This window comes from Streptomyces sp. NPDC021562 (genome assembly GCF_040640875.1).
Taxonomy (GTDB): domain Bacteria; phylum Actinomycetota; class Actinomycetes; order Streptomycetales; family Streptomycetaceae; genus Streptomyces.
In genome coordinates, this window is sequence record NZ_JBFACN010000017.1 from 128,054 (window position 1) to 144,153 (window position 16,100).

The 16,100-nt window shown below is 68.9% G+C and carries 16 protein-coding genes; 6 read left to right on the top strand and 10 right to left on the bottom strand.

Annotated elements, in window-relative coordinates:
• Positions 1-205 precede the first annotated feature (205 nt).
• Positions 206-877, bottom strand: coding sequence for an enoyl-CoA hydratase/isomerase family protein (locus AB0G52_RS26145; RefSeq protein WP_361339111.1), 672 nt, complete (start codon positions 875-877; stop codon positions 206-208).
• Positions 878-1,018: 141 nt separating this feature from the next.
• Between AB0G52_RS26145 and AB0G52_RS26150 the strand changes: the two genes are divergently transcribed.
• Complete coding sequence (locus AB0G52_RS26150) at positions 1,019-1,759, top strand: enoyl-CoA hydratase/isomerase family protein (RefSeq protein ID WP_361339114.1); 741 nt, start codon at positions 1,019-1,021, stop codon at positions 1,757-1,759.
• Between the two features lie 7 nt (positions 1,760-1,766).
• Here AB0G52_RS26150 and AB0G52_RS26155 read toward each other — a convergent pair whose 3' ends face one another.
• A complete protein-coding gene (locus AB0G52_RS26155) occupies positions 1,767-2,717 on the bottom strand; it encodes a beta-ketoacyl-ACP synthase III (RefSeq protein WP_361339117.1) in 951 nt (316 codons plus the stop codon).
• A 122-nt stretch (positions 2,718-2,839) separates the two neighbouring features.
• Complete coding sequence (locus tag AB0G52_RS26160) at positions 2,840-3,793, bottom strand: NADP-dependent oxidoreductase (RefSeq protein ID WP_361339120.1); 954 nt, start codon at positions 3,791-3,793, stop codon at positions 2,840-2,842.
• Between the two features lie 168 nt (positions 3,794-3,961).
• Here AB0G52_RS26160 and AB0G52_RS26165 point away from each other — a divergent pair, with 168 nt between their 5' ends.
• The 3 genes from AB0G52_RS26165 (at position 3,962) to AB0G52_RS26175 (ending at position 6,276) form a co-directional block, all read left to right on the top strand.
• Positions 3,962-4,426 (top strand): hypothetical protein, encoded by a 465-nt coding sequence (locus AB0G52_RS26165; RefSeq protein WP_132892579.1) that lies wholly within the window; start codon positions 3,962-3,964, stop codon positions 4,424-4,426.
• A gap of 30 nt (positions 4,427-4,456) precedes the next feature.
• Positions 4,457-5,539, top strand: coding sequence for an LLM class flavin-dependent oxidoreductase (locus AB0G52_RS26170; protein WP_361339123.1), 1,083 nt, complete (start codon positions 4,457-4,459; stop codon positions 5,537-5,539).
• A 68-nt stretch (positions 5,540-5,607) separates the two neighbouring features.
• Positions 5,608-6,276 carry a TetR/AcrR family transcriptional regulator gene (locus AB0G52_RS26175; RefSeq protein ID WP_132892581.1) on the top strand — a complete coding sequence of 223 codons (669 nt, stop codon included), beginning with the start codon at positions 5,608-5,610 and terminating at the stop codon, positions 6,274-6,276.
• A 196-nt stretch (positions 6,277-6,472) separates the two neighbouring features.
• Here AB0G52_RS26175 and lpdA read toward each other — a convergent pair whose 3' ends face one another.
• The 3 genes from lpdA to AB0G52_RS26190 all read right to left on the bottom strand — a co-directional run bounded on the left by lpdA (position 6,473) and on the right by AB0G52_RS26190 (position 9,961).
• Positions 6,473-7,873, bottom strand: coding sequence for a dihydrolipoyl dehydrogenase (lpdA, locus tag AB0G52_RS26180; RefSeq protein WP_361339126.1), 1,401 nt, complete (start codon positions 7,871-7,873; stop codon positions 6,473-6,475).
• A 208-nt stretch (positions 7,874-8,081) separates the two neighbouring features.
• A complete protein-coding gene (locus AB0G52_RS26185) occupies positions 8,082-8,948 on the bottom strand; it encodes an alpha/beta hydrolase (protein ID WP_132892585.1) in 867 nt (288 codons plus the stop codon).
• A gap of 185 nt (positions 8,949-9,133) precedes the next feature.
• The gene (locus tag AB0G52_RS26190) at positions 9,134-9,961 is read right to left on the bottom strand and encodes an enoyl-CoA hydratase/isomerase family protein (RefSeq protein WP_132892586.1); all 828 of its coding nucleotides are present in this window, start codon (positions 9,959-9,961) and stop codon (positions 9,134-9,136) included.
• A 312-nt stretch (positions 9,962-10,273) separates the two neighbouring features.
• Between AB0G52_RS26190 and AB0G52_RS26195 the strand changes: the two genes are divergently transcribed.
• The gene (locus AB0G52_RS26195; RefSeq protein ID WP_361339130.1) at positions 10,274-11,116 is read left to right on the top strand and encodes a hypothetical protein; all 843 of its coding nucleotides are present in this window, start codon (positions 10,274-10,276) and stop codon (positions 11,114-11,116) included.
• Here the strand turns inward: AB0G52_RS26195 and AB0G52_RS26200 are convergent.
• From AB0G52_RS26200 to AB0G52_RS26210, 3 genes are all read right to left on the bottom strand, one after another.
• Positions 11,076-11,828: an SDR family oxidoreductase gene (locus tag AB0G52_RS26200; protein ID WP_361339133.1), complete on the bottom strand. Its 753-nt coding sequence runs from the start codon at positions 11,826-11,828 to the stop codon at positions 11,076-11,078. The two genes, AB0G52_RS26195 and AB0G52_RS26200, sit on opposite strands and share 41 nt — an antisense overlap.
• Positions 11,829-12,172: 344 nt before the next feature.
• Complete coding sequence (locus AB0G52_RS26205) at positions 12,173-13,009, bottom strand: alpha/beta hydrolase (RefSeq protein WP_132892590.1); 837 nt, start codon at positions 13,007-13,009, stop codon at positions 12,173-12,175.
• 85 nt (positions 13,010-13,094) lie between these two features.
• Positions 13,095-14,114: an alcohol dehydrogenase catalytic domain-containing protein gene (locus AB0G52_RS26210; protein ID WP_361339138.1), complete on the bottom strand. Its 1,020-nt coding sequence runs from the start codon at positions 14,112-14,114 to the stop codon at positions 13,095-13,097.
• A 645-nt stretch (positions 14,115-14,759) separates the two neighbouring features.
• On the opposite strand from AB0G52_RS26210, the gene AB0G52_RS26215 reads away from it, so the two are divergent.
• On the top strand, positions 14,760-15,329 hold the full coding sequence (locus tag AB0G52_RS26215) for a TetR/AcrR family transcriptional regulator (protein WP_361339141.1): 570 nt from the start codon (positions 14,760-14,762) through the stop codon (positions 15,327-15,329).
• Between the two features lie 101 nt (positions 15,330-15,430).
• On the opposite strand, the gene AB0G52_RS26220 is transcribed toward AB0G52_RS26215, so the two are convergent.
• Positions 15,431-16,003 carry a TetR/AcrR family transcriptional regulator gene (locus tag AB0G52_RS26220; protein ID WP_361339144.1) on the bottom strand — a complete coding sequence of 191 codons (573 nt, stop codon included), beginning with the start codon at positions 16,001-16,003 and terminating at the stop codon, positions 15,431-15,433.
• Positions 16,004-16,100: the final 97 nt, after the last annotated feature.

Consider the following 16,100-nt stretch of genomic DNA (forward strand, 5'->3'; position numbering starts at 1 on the left):
ACGAAATCTCCGGCCCGTGGCGGCGCGCGCCTTGAGCGGAGGGCGCTCCCGCCGCGGGCCGGTACCACGGGCGGACGGGTCGCGGCGTACCCGGTCCCGACAGCTCGGGCAGGAGAGCTGCACGTCGGTGACTCCTCCACGGCGGACGCAGGCGTCTTCGAGCTCATATGGGGGAACGTGAGCGAAGCGGCTTTGAACACACGGCTCAACCCGGCGGAGCGTCGATGTCCCGGAGCGCGGCCAGGACCCCGGTGACCATGCGAGCCTTGGTGGTGCCCAGGGCGTCACCGGCCTTGGCTGCGTGCGCTGCGGCGATCTCCAACGCTGTGCCGCAGACGGCGTCCTCGGGGACCGCGCGGTCGACGATGTGAGCGGTCTCGGCCTCCGGGCCGCCGTACCGGCGGCTGGTGAGCATGGCCTCTTGAGCGATGTGCGGGGTCAGACGGGCCTGGACCAGGGCGGCCATGCCGCGGGGGAAGGGCATGCCCATGTGTGCTTCGGGAAGACACCAGTAACCGCGGTCGGCGCGCATCACGCGGAAGTCGTGTGCGAGGGAGAAGATCGCTCCGGCGCCGAAGGCGTGGCCCTGTACGGCGGCCACGGTGATCACCGGCAGGCAGAGCAGGCGCGCGAAGAGCTCATGGACGCGCACGGTGAAGTCGTGGCGTTCGTCGTCATGGGCGGACAGCCAGTCGAGGTCCAGGCCGTTGCTGTAGAACTTGCCCGTGCCGGTGGTGACGAGGGCCCGCGGCCCTTCAGCCTCTTCCATCTCCTTCAGGGCGGTCTCCGCGGCGGCAACCCAGTCACTGTCGATGCGGTTCTCGCCGTCACCGAGATCGAGGACGAACACGTCTTTCTGCCGAGCGAGTACGGGCATGTCAGCTCCTTGGAAAAAGACTGGTCACATGACTGATGGCCGAGCCGGTCCGATCGGAAAGGGTCGGTCCGGACACCGATGGCAGGACCGAGCAGGGTGCCCAGCCCCCCTTTCCGGTCCGCACACGTATATGGAGCGGGTATGTCTACATGGACTTCCGATCGGTTCGGCCCTGTGGCCGTCCTGACGTTCATCAGGGAACCAGGCAACTTCATGGACTTCAGCTCCATGGTGCAACTCGGATCCCTGCTGGAGGAGTTGGCCCAGCAGACCGATGAGGTGAAGGTCGTCATGCTGGCGAGCGGTCTGGACGACAGGTTCATCGACCACGCCGAGTTGTCCGACCTGGCCCGGGCGGGTGCGGGCCGGGCGAGCGAGGAGGAACTCGGCTCGTGGTCGCGTGCGCTGCGCCTGCTGGAGGAGATTCCGCAGCCCACCATCGCGGCCGTCGACGGTCTCGCCTCGGGCGGAGGCAATGAGATCGCCCTGGCGTGCACCCTGCGGGTCGCTTCCCCGCGCTCCCGCTTCCAGCAACCGGAAGTCGCCGTCGGAATCATTCCGGGCGGCGGAGGAAGTGTCCGGCTGCCTCGGCTGATAGGCCCGAGCCGCGCGGCCGAGGCGATCCTCACGGGACGGCTCGTCTTCGCCGAGGAGGCACTGCGTGTCGGATGGGTCAACACCATCCTCACGGGGGCCGATTTCCCGCAGGAGGCGTTGCGCTGGGCCGAGGCCATCGCCAGGAACTCCGGGCCCGCGCTGCACGCGGCGAAGCACTCCGTCGTGGCCGGTTCACGTCTTGCGTTCGGCGAGGCGATCGCGACGGAGAGGCGCCTCTTCGGAGAGCTCACCGCGGGGAACGAAGCCCTCACGTCCGGGGCCTAGCCCGCGCTCAGGGCACGGTGACGACCTGCCCCGCCCAGGACAGGCCGCCCCCGAAGGCGAAGAGCAGGACCGGTGCGCCGGAAGGCAGTTCGCCACGGTCGACCAGTTTCGACAACGCTAGGGGGACGGACGCGGAGGACGTGTTGCCGGAGTCGACGACGTCGCGGGCGAGTACGACGTCCTCGCGCAGGCCGAGCTGCCGGGCCAGCGACTCGATGATCCGCAGGTTGGCCTGGTGGGTGACCACGCCGGCGAGGTCCCTGGTGGCGATCCCGGCCCGGTCGCAGGCTTCCCGGGCGAGGGCGGGCAGTTCGGTGGTGGCCCAGCGGAAGACGGTCTGGCCTTCCTGGGCGAACCGGGGCTGCCAGGAGCCCACCAGCCGCACCGCGTCACCGCGCCCGGGATCGGACCCCCAGGCGACCGGACCGATACCGGCGCCGGCCTGGTCCGTCCGGCTGATCACGGCGGCGCCCGCACCGTCACCCAGCAGGATGCAGGTGCTGCGGTCGGTCCAGTCCACGAGGTCCGACATCTTCTCGGCGCCGATGACGAGGGCGTGACGGGCGGCGCCGGCCCGGATCGCGTGGTCGGCGCAGGCGAGGCCGGTGCAGAAGCCCGCGCAGGCGTTGTTGAGGTCGAAGCAGACGGGCGCCGGGATGCCCAGGCGGGCGGCGACCTGCGCGGCGATGGACGGGCTGCGGTCGACGGCCGAGCAGGTCGCGACCGTGACCATGCCGATCTCGGCCGGGTCGAGACCGGAGGCGACGAGCGCCTTGCCCGCCGCCACTGCCGCCATGTCGGTGACGGACTCGTCCTCGGCCGCGATCCTGCGGGTGACGATCCCGGTGCGCTGCCGTATCCAGGCATCGCTCGTATCGACGATGCCTTCCATATCGGTGTTGGTGAGCACCCGGGACGGCTGGTGGTGCCCCAGAGCGACGACACGGGATCCGGGCAAGAGGCTCTCCCTCGTTCAGGCTGTGCGTGGGTCCGGCGGACCGGGTCGGATATTCCTACGGTGGAGCCGACGCCCAGCCCCGCCGGATTCGGCCGGCGGGGGCTGGGTGACCGTCGCTGGTGTCAGGACACCGCGAGGACGGTCTTGCCCGCGCCGGGCTTGCTCGCATGTGCCTTGGCCACGTCCTCCAGGGCGAACGTGGCGCCGATGTGGGGGGTGATACGGCCGTCGGCCGCGAGCGAGGCCAGTTCCCGCATGCCGAGCCGGTCGGCCTCGACGAACAGTCCCGCCAGGCGCACCCCGCGCTCGGCGGCAGCCCCCGCCGCCGCAGCGAGGGACGGAGGCAGCGTCGAGACCAGGATCCCGCCAGGCCTGAGGACCTGCACGGCCTGGACCGGGTACTCTCCGCCGATGCTCTCCAAGACCACGTCCAGATCGCCGGTGGCCTCGGTGATGGCGGTGGTCTTGTAGTCGATCACCTCGTCGGCGCCCAGTCCCCGCACGAAGTCGGCGTTGGCCGTGGCCGCCACCGCCACCACGTACGCGCCGCGCGCCTTCGCTATCTGCACCGCCAGGTGACCGACCCCGCCGGCCGCGCCGTTGATCAGCACGCGGCTGCCTTCGCCGATCCCGGCGGTCTCCACGAGCGCCTGCCAGGCCGTCAGGCCTGCCATGGGCAACGCCGCGGCCTGCGTGTGGTCCAGGTTCTCCGGCTTGCGCACGAAAGGCCGGGCGGGAGCCACCACGTACTCGGCATAGGAGCCCAGGCCGTGCGGGAACGGCAGCATGCCGAACACCTCGTCACCGACCCCATGCACGGTCACTCCCGGGCCGACCGCCGCGACCGTGCCCGAGACGTCGTAGCCCAGCACGAGCGGCGGCTTGCCGACGAACACACCCGACGCCCGGTTCATGACATCGACAGGGTTCACACTCGTGGCGTGGACCCGCACAAGAATCTGCCCCAGCCCCGGAGTGGGACGAGATACGTTCACGGGCTTGAGGACCTCGGGACCGCCGAGCGTGTCCTGACTGAAGGCGCGCATGGTCAGGGGCGCCTGCGTGGTGTCGTTCATGCACACATGTTTGCACCCGCCGACGCAGGCGTCCACGGCGGACAGGCCATTCAGCGGTAGAAACGTGCCACACCCACTAAGTGGTGCACCCACACCACTTATGACTATGCTGGCTCGCACCGGAACGGCGAACGGCCGGCCGGAAGTCACCAAGAGAGGCAGACAGCCATGAGTGACGAACTCGCCTTCTTCCTGGGGGTCTGGGAAGCGCCGGGGCAGTTCCACGCCACCCCCTTCGGCCCGCAGAGGCCGATCGAGATGAAGGTGACCGGCTCCGGGGAACTCGCCCCGCACTATCTGCGGATCAGCACCGAGGAGCAGCCCACGGCGGACAATCCGAACCCGCTGCGTGCCACATACGTGTGGGGCTTCGACGCCGCTTCGAACGAGTTCGTCGCGGACTGGTTCGACAGCAACGGCGGCCGGGCCCAGCAGCGGTCCTCGGGCTGGCAGGGCGACACCCTGGCGTTCGAGGGCACCATCACGATGAGCGGTGCGACCGTACCTCTGCGCGACACCTTCACTCGGCTGTCGTCCGACACGTATCACCACATCGGCGAGATCGATCTCGGCCAGGGCTGGATACCGGTGGACGAGGAGACGGCGACCAGGCTCACCTCGTCCACCTCCTGAACGGTCGGACACCGCTTCGGAAGGAGAAGCATGAGCGCTCAGGACCCGGGGATGGACGTCGGCATCGCGTCACTGGCCGACTTCCAGGCTCGTACGGTCGACGGCCGTACCCGGACCGTCGGCGACCGGCACACCCATCTGATCGACCTCGGAGTGACCGCCGATCGGCTCGGACTGGATCACATCGGCATCGGCGAACACCACAGCGTGGACTTCGCCGTCTCCTCACCGGCCGTGGTGCTGGCCGCCATCGCCGCTCGGACCTCGCGCATCCGGCTCACCAGTTCGGTCAGCACCCTCAGCGCCCTCGATCCCGTGCGACTGTACGAAGACTTCGCCACGCTCGACCTCGTCAGCGCGGGCCGTGCGGAGATCACCGTAGGGCGTAGTGCGCATCCCGAGCCGTTCGACCTGTTCGGCGTACCCCTGAGCCATTACGACCAGGTCTTCGCGGAGAAACTGGGACTCCTGCTGCGTATCCGGGGTGAGCCGCGGGTGACCTGGCACGGACGGTTCCGTTCCGCGCTGACCGAGGCCGCCGTCGTACCCAGGGCACGGCAGGATCCCCTGCCGGTGTGGATCGGAGTCGGGGGCACCCCGGCGAGCGCCGAACGCGCGGGACGCCTCGGGCTGCCCATGATGCTCGGGTACATCGGCGGCCCTCTGGAGCGCCTGGCCCACCTCTCCGCCGTTTATCGTGCGGCAGGCGAAGAGGAGGGGCACGGCGACAGGCTCCGCCTAGGTGTGGGAGTGCACTTCTTCAGTTCCGACGACGCCGCCACCGCCCGCGAAACCTACCCGTACTACCGGGACTTCCTGCGGCCCAAGCGGCCTGGAGGAAGTGGCTTCACCGTCTCACCAGAACAGTTCCGGGCGGGCCTGGATCCGGCCGGGCATCTCCTGATCGGCACACCCGAACACATCACCGAGAAGGCGATCGCCCTCTACGAGGCGGTGCGTTTCGACCGCCTGCAGGCCCTGGTGGACTGGGGCGGCCTGCCCACCGACGCGGTCGCCTCGTCCGTCGAGCAACTAGCCAGCGCGGTCGCACCCGCGCTGCGCCAGCTCGCTGCTGCGGCAGTCCGGTACCAGCGTGGTGCGTCCCGAGGCTGATGCCGTGCACGGAGCCCGGCGGGCCGGACTCGTTCCCCGCCGGACGGACAACCGTAAGCTGTCGGACCGTGCCACCCACCGACAGCACCTCACCACTCCGGCAGCGTCGCGCCGACGCACAGGCCAACCGTGCCAAGATCCTCACAGCCGCAGCCGAGCTGTACACGACGCGCGGCCTGGACGTTTCGCTCAACGAGATCGCGCGGCGTGCCGCAGTGGGCATCGCCACACTGCAACGCAACTTCGCCGGGCGCGAGGAACTCGTCGCCGCGGTGTTCACGCCCCGGGTCCGCGCATACGCCGACGCCGTCGACCGAGCCCTCGAAGAGCCCGACCCGTGGGTGGGCTTCTGCGGTTGCATCGAGCACGTCGCCGCTCTGCAGTGCGAGGACCAGGGGCTGGCCGTCGTACTGAACACAACGTTCCCGACCTCGGCCGAACTCGAAGCCCACCGGCGCCGTGCCATGCGCGGCTTCACCCGTCTGGTCCGGCGCGCCAAGGACGCCGGGGCCCTGCGCCCCGACTTCTCCCCGCACGATCTTCCGCTGCTGCTGCTTGCCAACGCCGGCGTCGTCATGGGCAGCGGGTCCAACGCGGACAGGGCGTCCCGCCGGCTGATCGCCTTCGTCCTGCGTGCCTGCGCCGTGACGGACGACAAACCGCTGCCGGCGGGGCCCCCTGCTCGCAGTCTGCTACGCACCCTCGACCCGCCCCTGCCGCCGACTTCCCGTCACTGACGCACCACCCCGGCACGGTGACCGGCGGCCGGGACGATCCCCGGCCGCCGGCCGACGACGTGTGATGCCCTACCGGAGGCGGGTAAACGCTCCGCCATGAGCACCGTGCGCCCCTCGACGGCCGCCAGGTTCTCAGAGGTGCTCTGGGGCCCGGGCAACGGTCCAGCCCCGACCAGCAGGCCAACCGGTCGCGGCGTCACATGTTGATCATGTGACCGGACAGGCCGTGAATGGCCTCCTTGACCGACTCGCCGAGCGTGGGGTGCGCGTGTACGTTGCGAGCGACCTCATGGACGGTCAGGTCCCACTGCTGAGCCAGCGTCAGCTCCGGCAGCAGCTCGGCCACTTCCCCGCCGATGAGATGCGCACCCAGCAGCTCGCCGTACCGTCCATCACTGATGATCTTCACGAAGCCCGTCGGGTCACCCAGGCCCTGCGCCTTGCCGTTCGCGGTGAACGGGAACTTCGCCACCCGCACGTCGAAGCCGCGCTCCCGCGCCTGCGCCTCCGTCCACCCGAAGCTCGCGATCTGGGGCTTGCAGAACGTGACACGCGGGATCATGACGTAGTCGAGTTCCATGGTCTCCGCCCCGCCGATGGTCTCCGCCGCCACGACGCCCATCGACTCGGCGGCATGCGCCAGCATCAGCTTGGCCGTGACATCGCCGATGGCGAAAATGTGGGGGACATTGGTACGCAGCCGGCCGTCCACGTCGATGGCGCCCCGCTCGGTGAGGCGTACCCCTGTGTTCTCCAGACCGTAGCCGGTCACGTTCGGTTGGAAGCCAAGGGCCTGGAGCACCTTGTCGGCCTCCAGAACCTGCTGCTGCCCACCGCGGGAGACGGTGACCCGTACCTTGTCGGCCTCCTCCGAGACGGCGTCCACTCTGGTGGAGGTCAGCACCTCGATGCCGAGCCGCCGGTACCACCGGGCCAGCTCCGCGGAGATCTCCTCGTCCTCCAGCGGAGCCGGCCTGTCCGCGAACTCCACCATGGTCACGCGGACGCCGTAGTTGTGCAGCACGTACGCGAACTCGACGCCGATCGCGCCGGCGCCCGCGATGATGACGCTGTTCGGTAGTTCCTCGGCGAGGATCTGCGCCTCGAAGGTCACCACCCGCTCACTGAGCCGGGTGCCGGGCAGCAGCTTCGCGGCAGCGCCGGTGGCGATGATGCAGTGTTCGAAGGTCACCGTCTCCGCACTGCCGTCGGCGCTCGTCACCCTCAGGGTGTGGGCGTCGGTGAAGAGTCCGCGCCCGTCGTACTGCGTGATCTTGTTCTTCCGCATGAGGAAGTTGACGCCCTTGGCCCGGCCCTCGGCGACCCGTCGGCTCCTCCGGAACGCCTCGCCGTAGTCGAACCGCACCTGGCCTTCGACCTCGATGCCGAAAGTCTTGGCCTCCCGTGTGAAGATGTGTGCGAGTTCGGCGTTCCGCAGCAGCGCCTTCGCCGGGATGCAGCCCACGTTCAGGCACACCCCGCCCCAGTAGCGTTCCTCCACGACCGCGGTACGCAGCCCGAGCTGGGCCGACCGGACCGCGGCCGTGTATCCGCCCGGACCGGCCCCCAGGACGACGACGTCGTAGTGTGCGCCCATGGTCAGCCGATCCTCCTGCTCGATACGGCCGACGGCATGGAGGTGGCGGCGGAGGATGTCGTGTGCTCACCCTGGCCGGTGGCGATGCCACTGCTGAGACGGGCGTGAGGCTGGCTGCGCATGGAGGTGTTCCCGATCTTGACTACAGTGCGATACGGATGGGTCGCGGGGCGAGCGCGGGCCTGGATCGCTCGCTGAGCGAGGGGCGTCAGCTGCCGAGGAAGGCGTTCACCTCTTCGGCGAACTCGGCCGGGTACTGGAAGAGGAATCCGTGGCCGGCGTCCGGGTAGATGCTCAGCTTCGCGTTGGGCAGGTGTTCGGCCAGCAGATAGGTGTTCTTGGTGGGGACCATCTCGTCGTTGTCGCCGTTGGCCACCAGAACCGGCTGCTGAATGGACTCCAGACGCTGCAGGCGCGAGTCGTCCCGCACCCCCCACGCGGAGATGGCGGTCAGCTGCGCGTCACGAACGGCCAGGTCCGTCGCGGTGTCCCGCTCTGCGGTGCGCAGACCCAGGCGCTTGAGGAACTCCACACCCTTGGCCTGGCTGGACGCGCTCTTCTCGAAGAAGAGGGTGAGCAGATTCCCGGCGGACGGGGCGTCGTCGAAGGCCGCCTCGCGAATGGCGCCCGCCGTGTACTGATGGATGTCCCGGCCGCCCCGGGGTGCCGTACCGGCCAGGACCAGTCGGCGTACCTGCCAGGGGCGGAAGAGGGTGATCTCCTGGGCGATGAAACCGCCGAGGGAGAAGCCGAGCAGGTCGAAGCGGCCCAGCTTGATGGCGTCCAGGAAGGCGATCGCGTCGTGCGCCATCTCCTCGACGGTGTTCGGAGTGGTCCCGGTGGAGCCGCCGACGCCGGCGAGATCCACCAGGATGACCTCCCGCTCGGCAGCGAGCGCGTCGACGAGCTCGGGATCCCAGTTGTCGAGGTTGGCACGGAAGTGCACCAGGCAGACCACCGGCAGATCGCTCGCGTTGGGGCGGCCGAAGCGGCGGTAGCGGTAGGTTACGCCGTCGGCGGCCTCGACATGGAGGTTGGGCGTAGTGATCTGGCTGTGGGTGGATTCGGTGGCCACGGTAGGCGCCTTTCAGTACTGATGAGCGGAAACAGGGAGGACAGACGGGAGCGTGCGGGCCGGCCGTGGAACCGACGTCCGGGCGACCCGGCCGTGCCCGCTGGTTGGCGAGGCTCCGCGTGCCGCGCCAGGGCATGCGGCCCTACGGCGCGCAGCCCTGCGGCGTGGCGGAGTAGGTGCCCGGACTAGTCGCGGGGGCCGAGGCGCTCGCCCATGTTCAGTTCCAGGTCGTAGATGACCTCCGGGCTCGCCTTCGCCGACAGCTGCAGGCGCTGCTGGACGAAGTCCCGGGCGAGCAGACCGGCAAAGCGCTGGTGGGTGGCCGCCAGATCGTCGGGGCTGTGCAACGGGGCCTCTTCGTTGATGATCTCCTTGACCGCACGCAGGGCGTCGGTGTCGAAGGAGGCGATCCGCCGCGCGAAACGGTCGACGACCGCGTCCAGTTCGGCGTCAGGGACGGCACGGTTGACCCAGCCGTACAGTGCGGCCGTGTCGGCGTCGTAGTCCTCACCGGAGGTGATGATCTCCAGGGCCCGTGACCGCCCGGTGAGCTGCACCAGGCGCTGGATGCCACCGCAGCCGGGGATGATCCCCGTACCGATCTCCAGCTGGCCGAGCACAGCCTTCTCCCGGCTGGCGAACCGCACGTCGAGCGTGGTCAGGAACTCGTTGCCGATACCACGCGCACGGCCTCGCAGAGAACCCACCGTGATGAAGCGGGCGTTGCCGAGACGGCCGATGATGTCGAACCAGGCCGGCATCCCCTCCCCGAACTCCGCGACCCTGCCCAGGTTCAGGTGTGCCATGAAGAAGTCGGGAACAGCGCTGTCGAAGACGACCACCTTGACGTCGGGGTCCGTCTCCAGTTGTTCGACGATCTTCTGGAGGGCGGACTCCACCTCGGGCTCGTAGAGGTTGAGGGGCGGATTGTCGAAGGTGACCTTCCAGTACCCAGGGCTCTGCTGTTCGGCACGCACAGGGGCATGCGTGGAAGCGGTTGTGGTGTTCGACATGGGGATATCCCGGTTCGTAGGGTGCACGCAAGAAGTGCCACACCGGCCCCGTCTGAGAAGACCGGTCGACTGACCACGACACTAAGGCCGCCAACATGCCGTGCGCCGGTGCAGGACACCAACGGTGCCCGATCGGGCACACTTCACTCACACACGTGTCGTGAACCAACGTGTGGTGCCATGTGCTCTCCGGGGACCGCCCACGACGGCTCACCCGCTGGGGTAACACCGGCCGAAGGTCAGTCATTCTTCGTCCATCGTCAGTCGTTCGACGGAAGCGGGAAGCGCTTTTCCACGGTGAACTGTCCTCACATGCCGTCGACCACAGCGCGGACCGTCGCACCCTCACCCGGTCGCCCCGCCCGTTCGCTCGACTGTCACAAGCCGAACCGACGTGCCGGCCGCATCCGCCACAGAGCGGATCTCGCGCTTCTGCCCCTGCGCCCGAAACAGGACTTCGCCGTGATACCTGATGCACTGACAGCCCCTTTGGCCGGTACGGCCGAATCCGTGGGCCACCGGATCCGCACCCGGTCGGGACGGGTGACCGTGACCCGGCGAGCCGAGGCGGCGGATCTCGCGGCGGTGAACGCCATGCACGGCCGCTGTTCCCCCCAGACGCTCTTCAGCCGCTACCAGACCGGGCGTTTCCGACAGGGTATGAGCTGGGTGACGAGCCCCGAGAACCGTCCCGACGTGGTCGTCGCCATCACCCACCTCTTGCAGACCGGCGTCGACGGCCGCGGTGAGCTCGCCTTACTCGTGGAGGACGGCTGGCAGGACGTAGGCCTCGGCACAGCGCTGGCGCGCTGGGCGCTGTCGCAGGCGCCGTTGTCCGGAGTCCGGCAAGCGATGGTCGTGACGACGCGTGACAACCGCCGCATGACTGCCATCTGCAACTCGCTCAGCGCACACGTCGAGCCGGCTGAAGCCCTGGACGGCACGCGGGACGGCGGCAACGTCGTCCACTTCGTGTTGGTCGTACCCGGAGGCCACGCCTCGTGTGCGCGGCACGCGAGGCGAGGCTCCGGCCTGACGACGCACATCCGATGCGTCACGGACGCGTGCGCCACGCGTACGGGCGGTGGCGCATGCACCAGGGCCGTCGCGGAGGTCACTGCGGCGGGGAGGTCCGTACCCCCTGCGCGCGGGTGATCAGGTACTGGAGCGGTGCTTCGGCGTACGGGCCGTCACCGGCGATCAGACGGGCCGCATGCCGACCGATGTCCTCGGCACTGAACCATCCGGGGTTGTCCGCTCCGATGGCCGCCCGTGGACGCGTGCGAATGGGACCGATGACGAGTTCGTGGACCCTCGGGCCCGAGCCGTCCAACTCGGCGCTGAGGGAGCGCACCAGGGACTTCTTCGCCGCGTTGGTGGCTCCGACGAGCGCGGAGAACGGATAGGGGATTTCGGCGCTGAAGCCACTGAGATGCACCAACGCCCCGTCCTCCTTCAGCAACGGAGTAAGAGTGCGCAGCGCGTGGAAGTGACTCGTCAGGTTGGCAGCGATCATCCGCTCCCACTCCCCCGACGACGTGTCCAGAATCCCCGTGCGCTCCGGACTCCCCCACTCGCCGATCGTGATCACCACGCCGTCCAGGGCCCCGAAGACCGCCAGCCGGTCCCGCACGGCCGAGCCATCGGCGTCACCGACGTCCATCACCTCGGTCACCAAGGTGCCAGGACCGGTGTCCCCAACGTATGCGGACAGGCGGGCCAGCCGCTCCTCGTCGCGGCCCGCGGCCACCACCCTCGCACCATGACGGAGCAGGGCCCGTGTCACACCTTCGCCGATCCCGCCCGTGGCTCCGGCGACCAGGACGGTGCGGCCCACCAGGACCCGCTCTTCAGAGGTCGCGCTCATCGGACACGCTCTCCTCTCCGCGAGGGACGTAACCGGGAAAAGGTTCGCCCGCGTTCATGACTCACCGCTTGCCTCACGACAGGATCGACAACGGCATGCGCGCGCAGTTGCTCAGCAGGTGTGCCGAGCAGCCGGGTGCCCCTGTCCGCCCCCGCGTGGACGCCGCGCTGACCTCGGGAGGGAGACCCCCGGCAGGCCGACGTGATCAGCGAACTGCTGATCGAGGAACCGCGCTCCGGACCGGTGAGGCTGTCGCGTGGACAGTCGTGCCGCGGCACGACCGAAGCGGAGTTCGTCAGGGGGCCGGGCGGGGCGGAGTGTCCCCCGCCCGGCAGTACCAGGGTTCAGGCGGACAGGAAGCGGTTGACTTCGTGGGCGAAGTCGTCGGGGTGCTGGAAGAGGAAGCCGTGTCCGGCGTCGCTGTAGAGGATCACCTTCGCGTTAGGGAGCTTCTGCGACATCATGTAGGTGGCGTAGGCGTGGATCATGACGTCGTGGGCTCCGTTCGCGACCAGAACCGGCAGGGTCAGCTCCTCCTGACGGGGCCAGTAGCCCTTGAACGAGCTGATGGCACCCAACTGGCCACGCACCGCCTCGGGGCCGACGACCGCCTGGGAGTCCTTCAGCCGGTGCTCCAGGCGCTCCAGGGACGCCCGGCCCGCGGCGGTCGCCTCCTTGGTCTCGGGGAAGAACAGGGAGAGGAAGTCCTCGGCAGCGTTGACCGGCTTGGCCATGATCTGCTGGATGCGGGCCGAGGGCGGCGGCAGGTCCGGTACACCGCCGGCCGAGCTGCCCGCCACCACCAGGTTGCGGACGATCTCCGGAGCCGCCAGCGCCACCCCCTGGGCAACCATGCCGCCCATGGACCAGCCCAGCACGTCGATGTCCGTCAGACCGAGCGCGTGGATGAAGGCCAGGGAGCCCTCCACCATGTCCTCGATGGAGGCGGGCGGGTTGCCGGTGGACAGGCTGACGCCCCGGTTGTCGAAGACGATGATCTCGCGTTCGGCAGCCAGCGGCTCGAGGAAGGCGGGGTCCCAGTGGTCGATGGTGCCACGGAACCGCATGTGCATCAGCAGCGGACGGCCGCCCGCCCGGCCGAACCTGCGGTACGCGAAACACTCCCCCAGCGGCCCCTCGATGTAACGGGTCTCGGCCGCATCGGCCACATAAGCTGACATACAACGACTCCTGTTCGTGAAAGACGGTGCCCCGTTCCAGGGGTACCGGTGAGATTGCGGCAAGGCGGAAGTACGTGCGCCGCCGTCAGATGCCGATGACCATGCGGAACCGTGCCTCGCCGAGCAGCATCCGGTCGTAGGCCGCCTGCACGTCGGTCAGCGACACCTGCTCCACCATCGGCGCCACGTCATGCGCCTGGGCGAAGGCCAGGTTCTGCTCGTTCTCCGCCGAGGTTCCGGTGAGGGAGCCGGACACCTGCACCGCGTCGAAGATCAGTTGACGCGGCGCGACACGGACCGGCTCCGGCGACACCCCCACTAGGACCAGCCGGCCCCGGCGGGCCAGGCCACCCAGCAGCGGGCTCACGTCCCCGCCTGCCGCCGTCCCCAGCACCATCCGGGCACCCCCGAGCTTGGTCAGCTGCTCGGCGGCGTCCGTCGCCTTGCTGTCAAGATAGTGGTGCGCGCCCAGCCGGAGGGCCAGTTGCTCCTTGTCGGCCCCGCGCGCGATGGCGACCACCCGCAGTGCCAGCGCACGCGCGTACTGCAGGGCCAGGTGTCCAAGGCCGCCGATGCCCTGCACGGCCACCAGGTCACCGGCCACCAGACCGCCTGACTGCCGTACGTTGTCGACCAGGGCGTTGTACACGGTGAACCCGGCGCACAGCAGCGGCGCCACCCGGGTGGCGCTCATCTCCTCCGGCACGGCCACCAGGCCGGTCTGCCGGGCGTACATGTACTCCGCGTAGCCGCCGTCGACATGCACACCCGTGTAGGGCTGGTCGGTGCAGCCGACGAAGTCACCCAGTCGGCATGCCGCGCACACCCCGCAGTGGCCGCCCAGGAATCCCACACCCACCCGGTCGCCCACGCTCCACCCCGTGACGCCCTCACCGAGAGCGTCGACGCGGCCGACGGCTTCATGCCCGGGAACCCGCCCGGTCTCCCCATCGTCATGCGGATGCACGACGATCGAGTCACTGTGGCAGATGCCGCACGCTTCCACCCGGATACGCACCTGCCCCGGCCCCGGCGGGACCAGCTCCCGCTCAGTGAGACGAAGGCTCCCGTCCGGGGCGACCTCGACTGCGCGATACGTGGTCATGAGCAACTCCGTGTGAGGGAAGACGAAATGTGTGCGGGAAACGGATGGTCCGGGTGTGTCCCACCCGGCCATCGGTCCCAGCATCGCGAGCGGTAGTGGAATCTTTGTGGCCCCACTCTTGACCGCAGGTCGGCACTCGTACCGAAGGACAGCTCGCCGTGCGGAGTTGACTTGACTTTCCCAAGACGACCGGACACATTCATGGCGTGTGCGACCAGGACCAGACCGCGAGGCCGTCCGGAGCGGTGAGCGACCCAAGACGAAGAGGGGATGAGAGATGTCCGGGGACACGTCGACGTGTCTCGCCCCACCGGTCCCCTCCGTTCCGGCCGCAGCCGGCCGAACCTCGTGGCGGAGGGCATACACCGCACCGTCGGCGGGGGCCGAGCACGGCGGCGACGCCACGCTCACCGACACCGGTCACACCGTGACTGTCGTGAGGACGCCCGTCGACTGTCGTGAGGACGCCCGTCCCGCGCCTGTCGTCGAAACAGTGACCGGTGACATGGGAGCAGGTTCGTCGCGGGCGTACCCCGCACAGAGCCTCACGGCGCCGACGTCACTCGTCCGACCGCGACCGCCGGCCGGGCACTGCTTCGCGGGCGCGCCAGCCGTACCGCCACGTACCGCCGAGGAGTGGGGAACATGCCACAGATCAGTGTTCGGGAACGACTGGTTGACAAGGCTGAGGACGTCTTCCGCCGCAAGGGGTTCAGTGGTGCGAGCATCCAGGACGTCACCGAGGCGGCAGGCGTGCCGAAGGGGTCCTTCTACAACCATTTCCGCAGCAAGCAGGACCTCGCCGTCGTGATCGTCCTGCGCTACGCGCGGGCCACCGACTACTCGGTGCTTGAAGGTCACGGCCCTGCTCTGGAGCGCCTGCAAAGACACCTGACCGCGCAGGTCGAGCGTATCCGTAGCTCCGGGATCGAGTTCGGATGTCTGCTCGGCACCTTGGCCAGTGATGGCGTCAATGCCGGCGAGAAAGTCCGTGCGGCGGTTCGGGAGGCCCTGGAAAGCTGGACCGATGCGATGACCGCCACCATCGTGGACGGTCAGGCGTCCGGCGAGATCACCACGGCCTGGCCCGCCGCCGCCTTGGCCGCCTTCTTGCTCGACCTCTTCGAAGGTGTCACGCTACGGGCCAGGACCGCGGCCGATCACGCGCACTTGGCCGAGGAGATGAGCATCGCCCTCGAGGCTCTGCGCCCCTGACGGTCGAGAGGGCGCCGGTACGCCCCTCGGGCACGGTACGGCGCACACGGAGAGAGAACAGCGTGGGGCTGATCACGCCACTCGCAGAAGGAATGCCGGGGTCAAGCCTTGATGGCGTTGAGGGCCAGGTTCAGGGAGCGCATGGCGGCGGCCTCGTTCTGTGTCGCCTTGCCGCGCAGGCCCGCGCCCTCGAAAGCGTCGATCAGGAAAGCAGCGAGGTCGCTCGCGGTCTCCTCTGAGGTGATCTCACCCGACCGCTGCCCCTCCTCGATCACCGGGGCCAGTACGCCGATCCACGCGGCGATGCTGCGGCGAACGACCGTCCCGACCTCGTCACCGACCACAGGTCCCTCGCTCGCCATGGTCATCAGCAGGCATCCGTACTCGACACCGGTGGAGTTGGTACGCGAGGCCTGTGCGGTGAAGTGCGCGCGCAACCGCTCCATCGCCGAGACACCCTCGGTTCCGAGCATGCTCACATCCGTCCCGCGGCTGTAGCGGCGGACTATCTCGGCGGCGAGTTCTTCCTTGCTCTTGAAGTGGTTGTAGAAGGAGCCCTTCGGCACATTCGCCGCATTGGTGATGTCCGCGACGCTGGCGCCGTTGAAGCCCTGACGACGGAACACGGTCTCCGCGTGTTCGACCAGCTTTCCCCTGACGCTCACCTGAGGCATACGGCCAATATGGCCGGTCTGCTTGAGATTGTCAAAAGTCCATGAACACCAGATTTCCGTCCGATCCGACGGTACCGCCGCCGTGATCTTGGCGCAC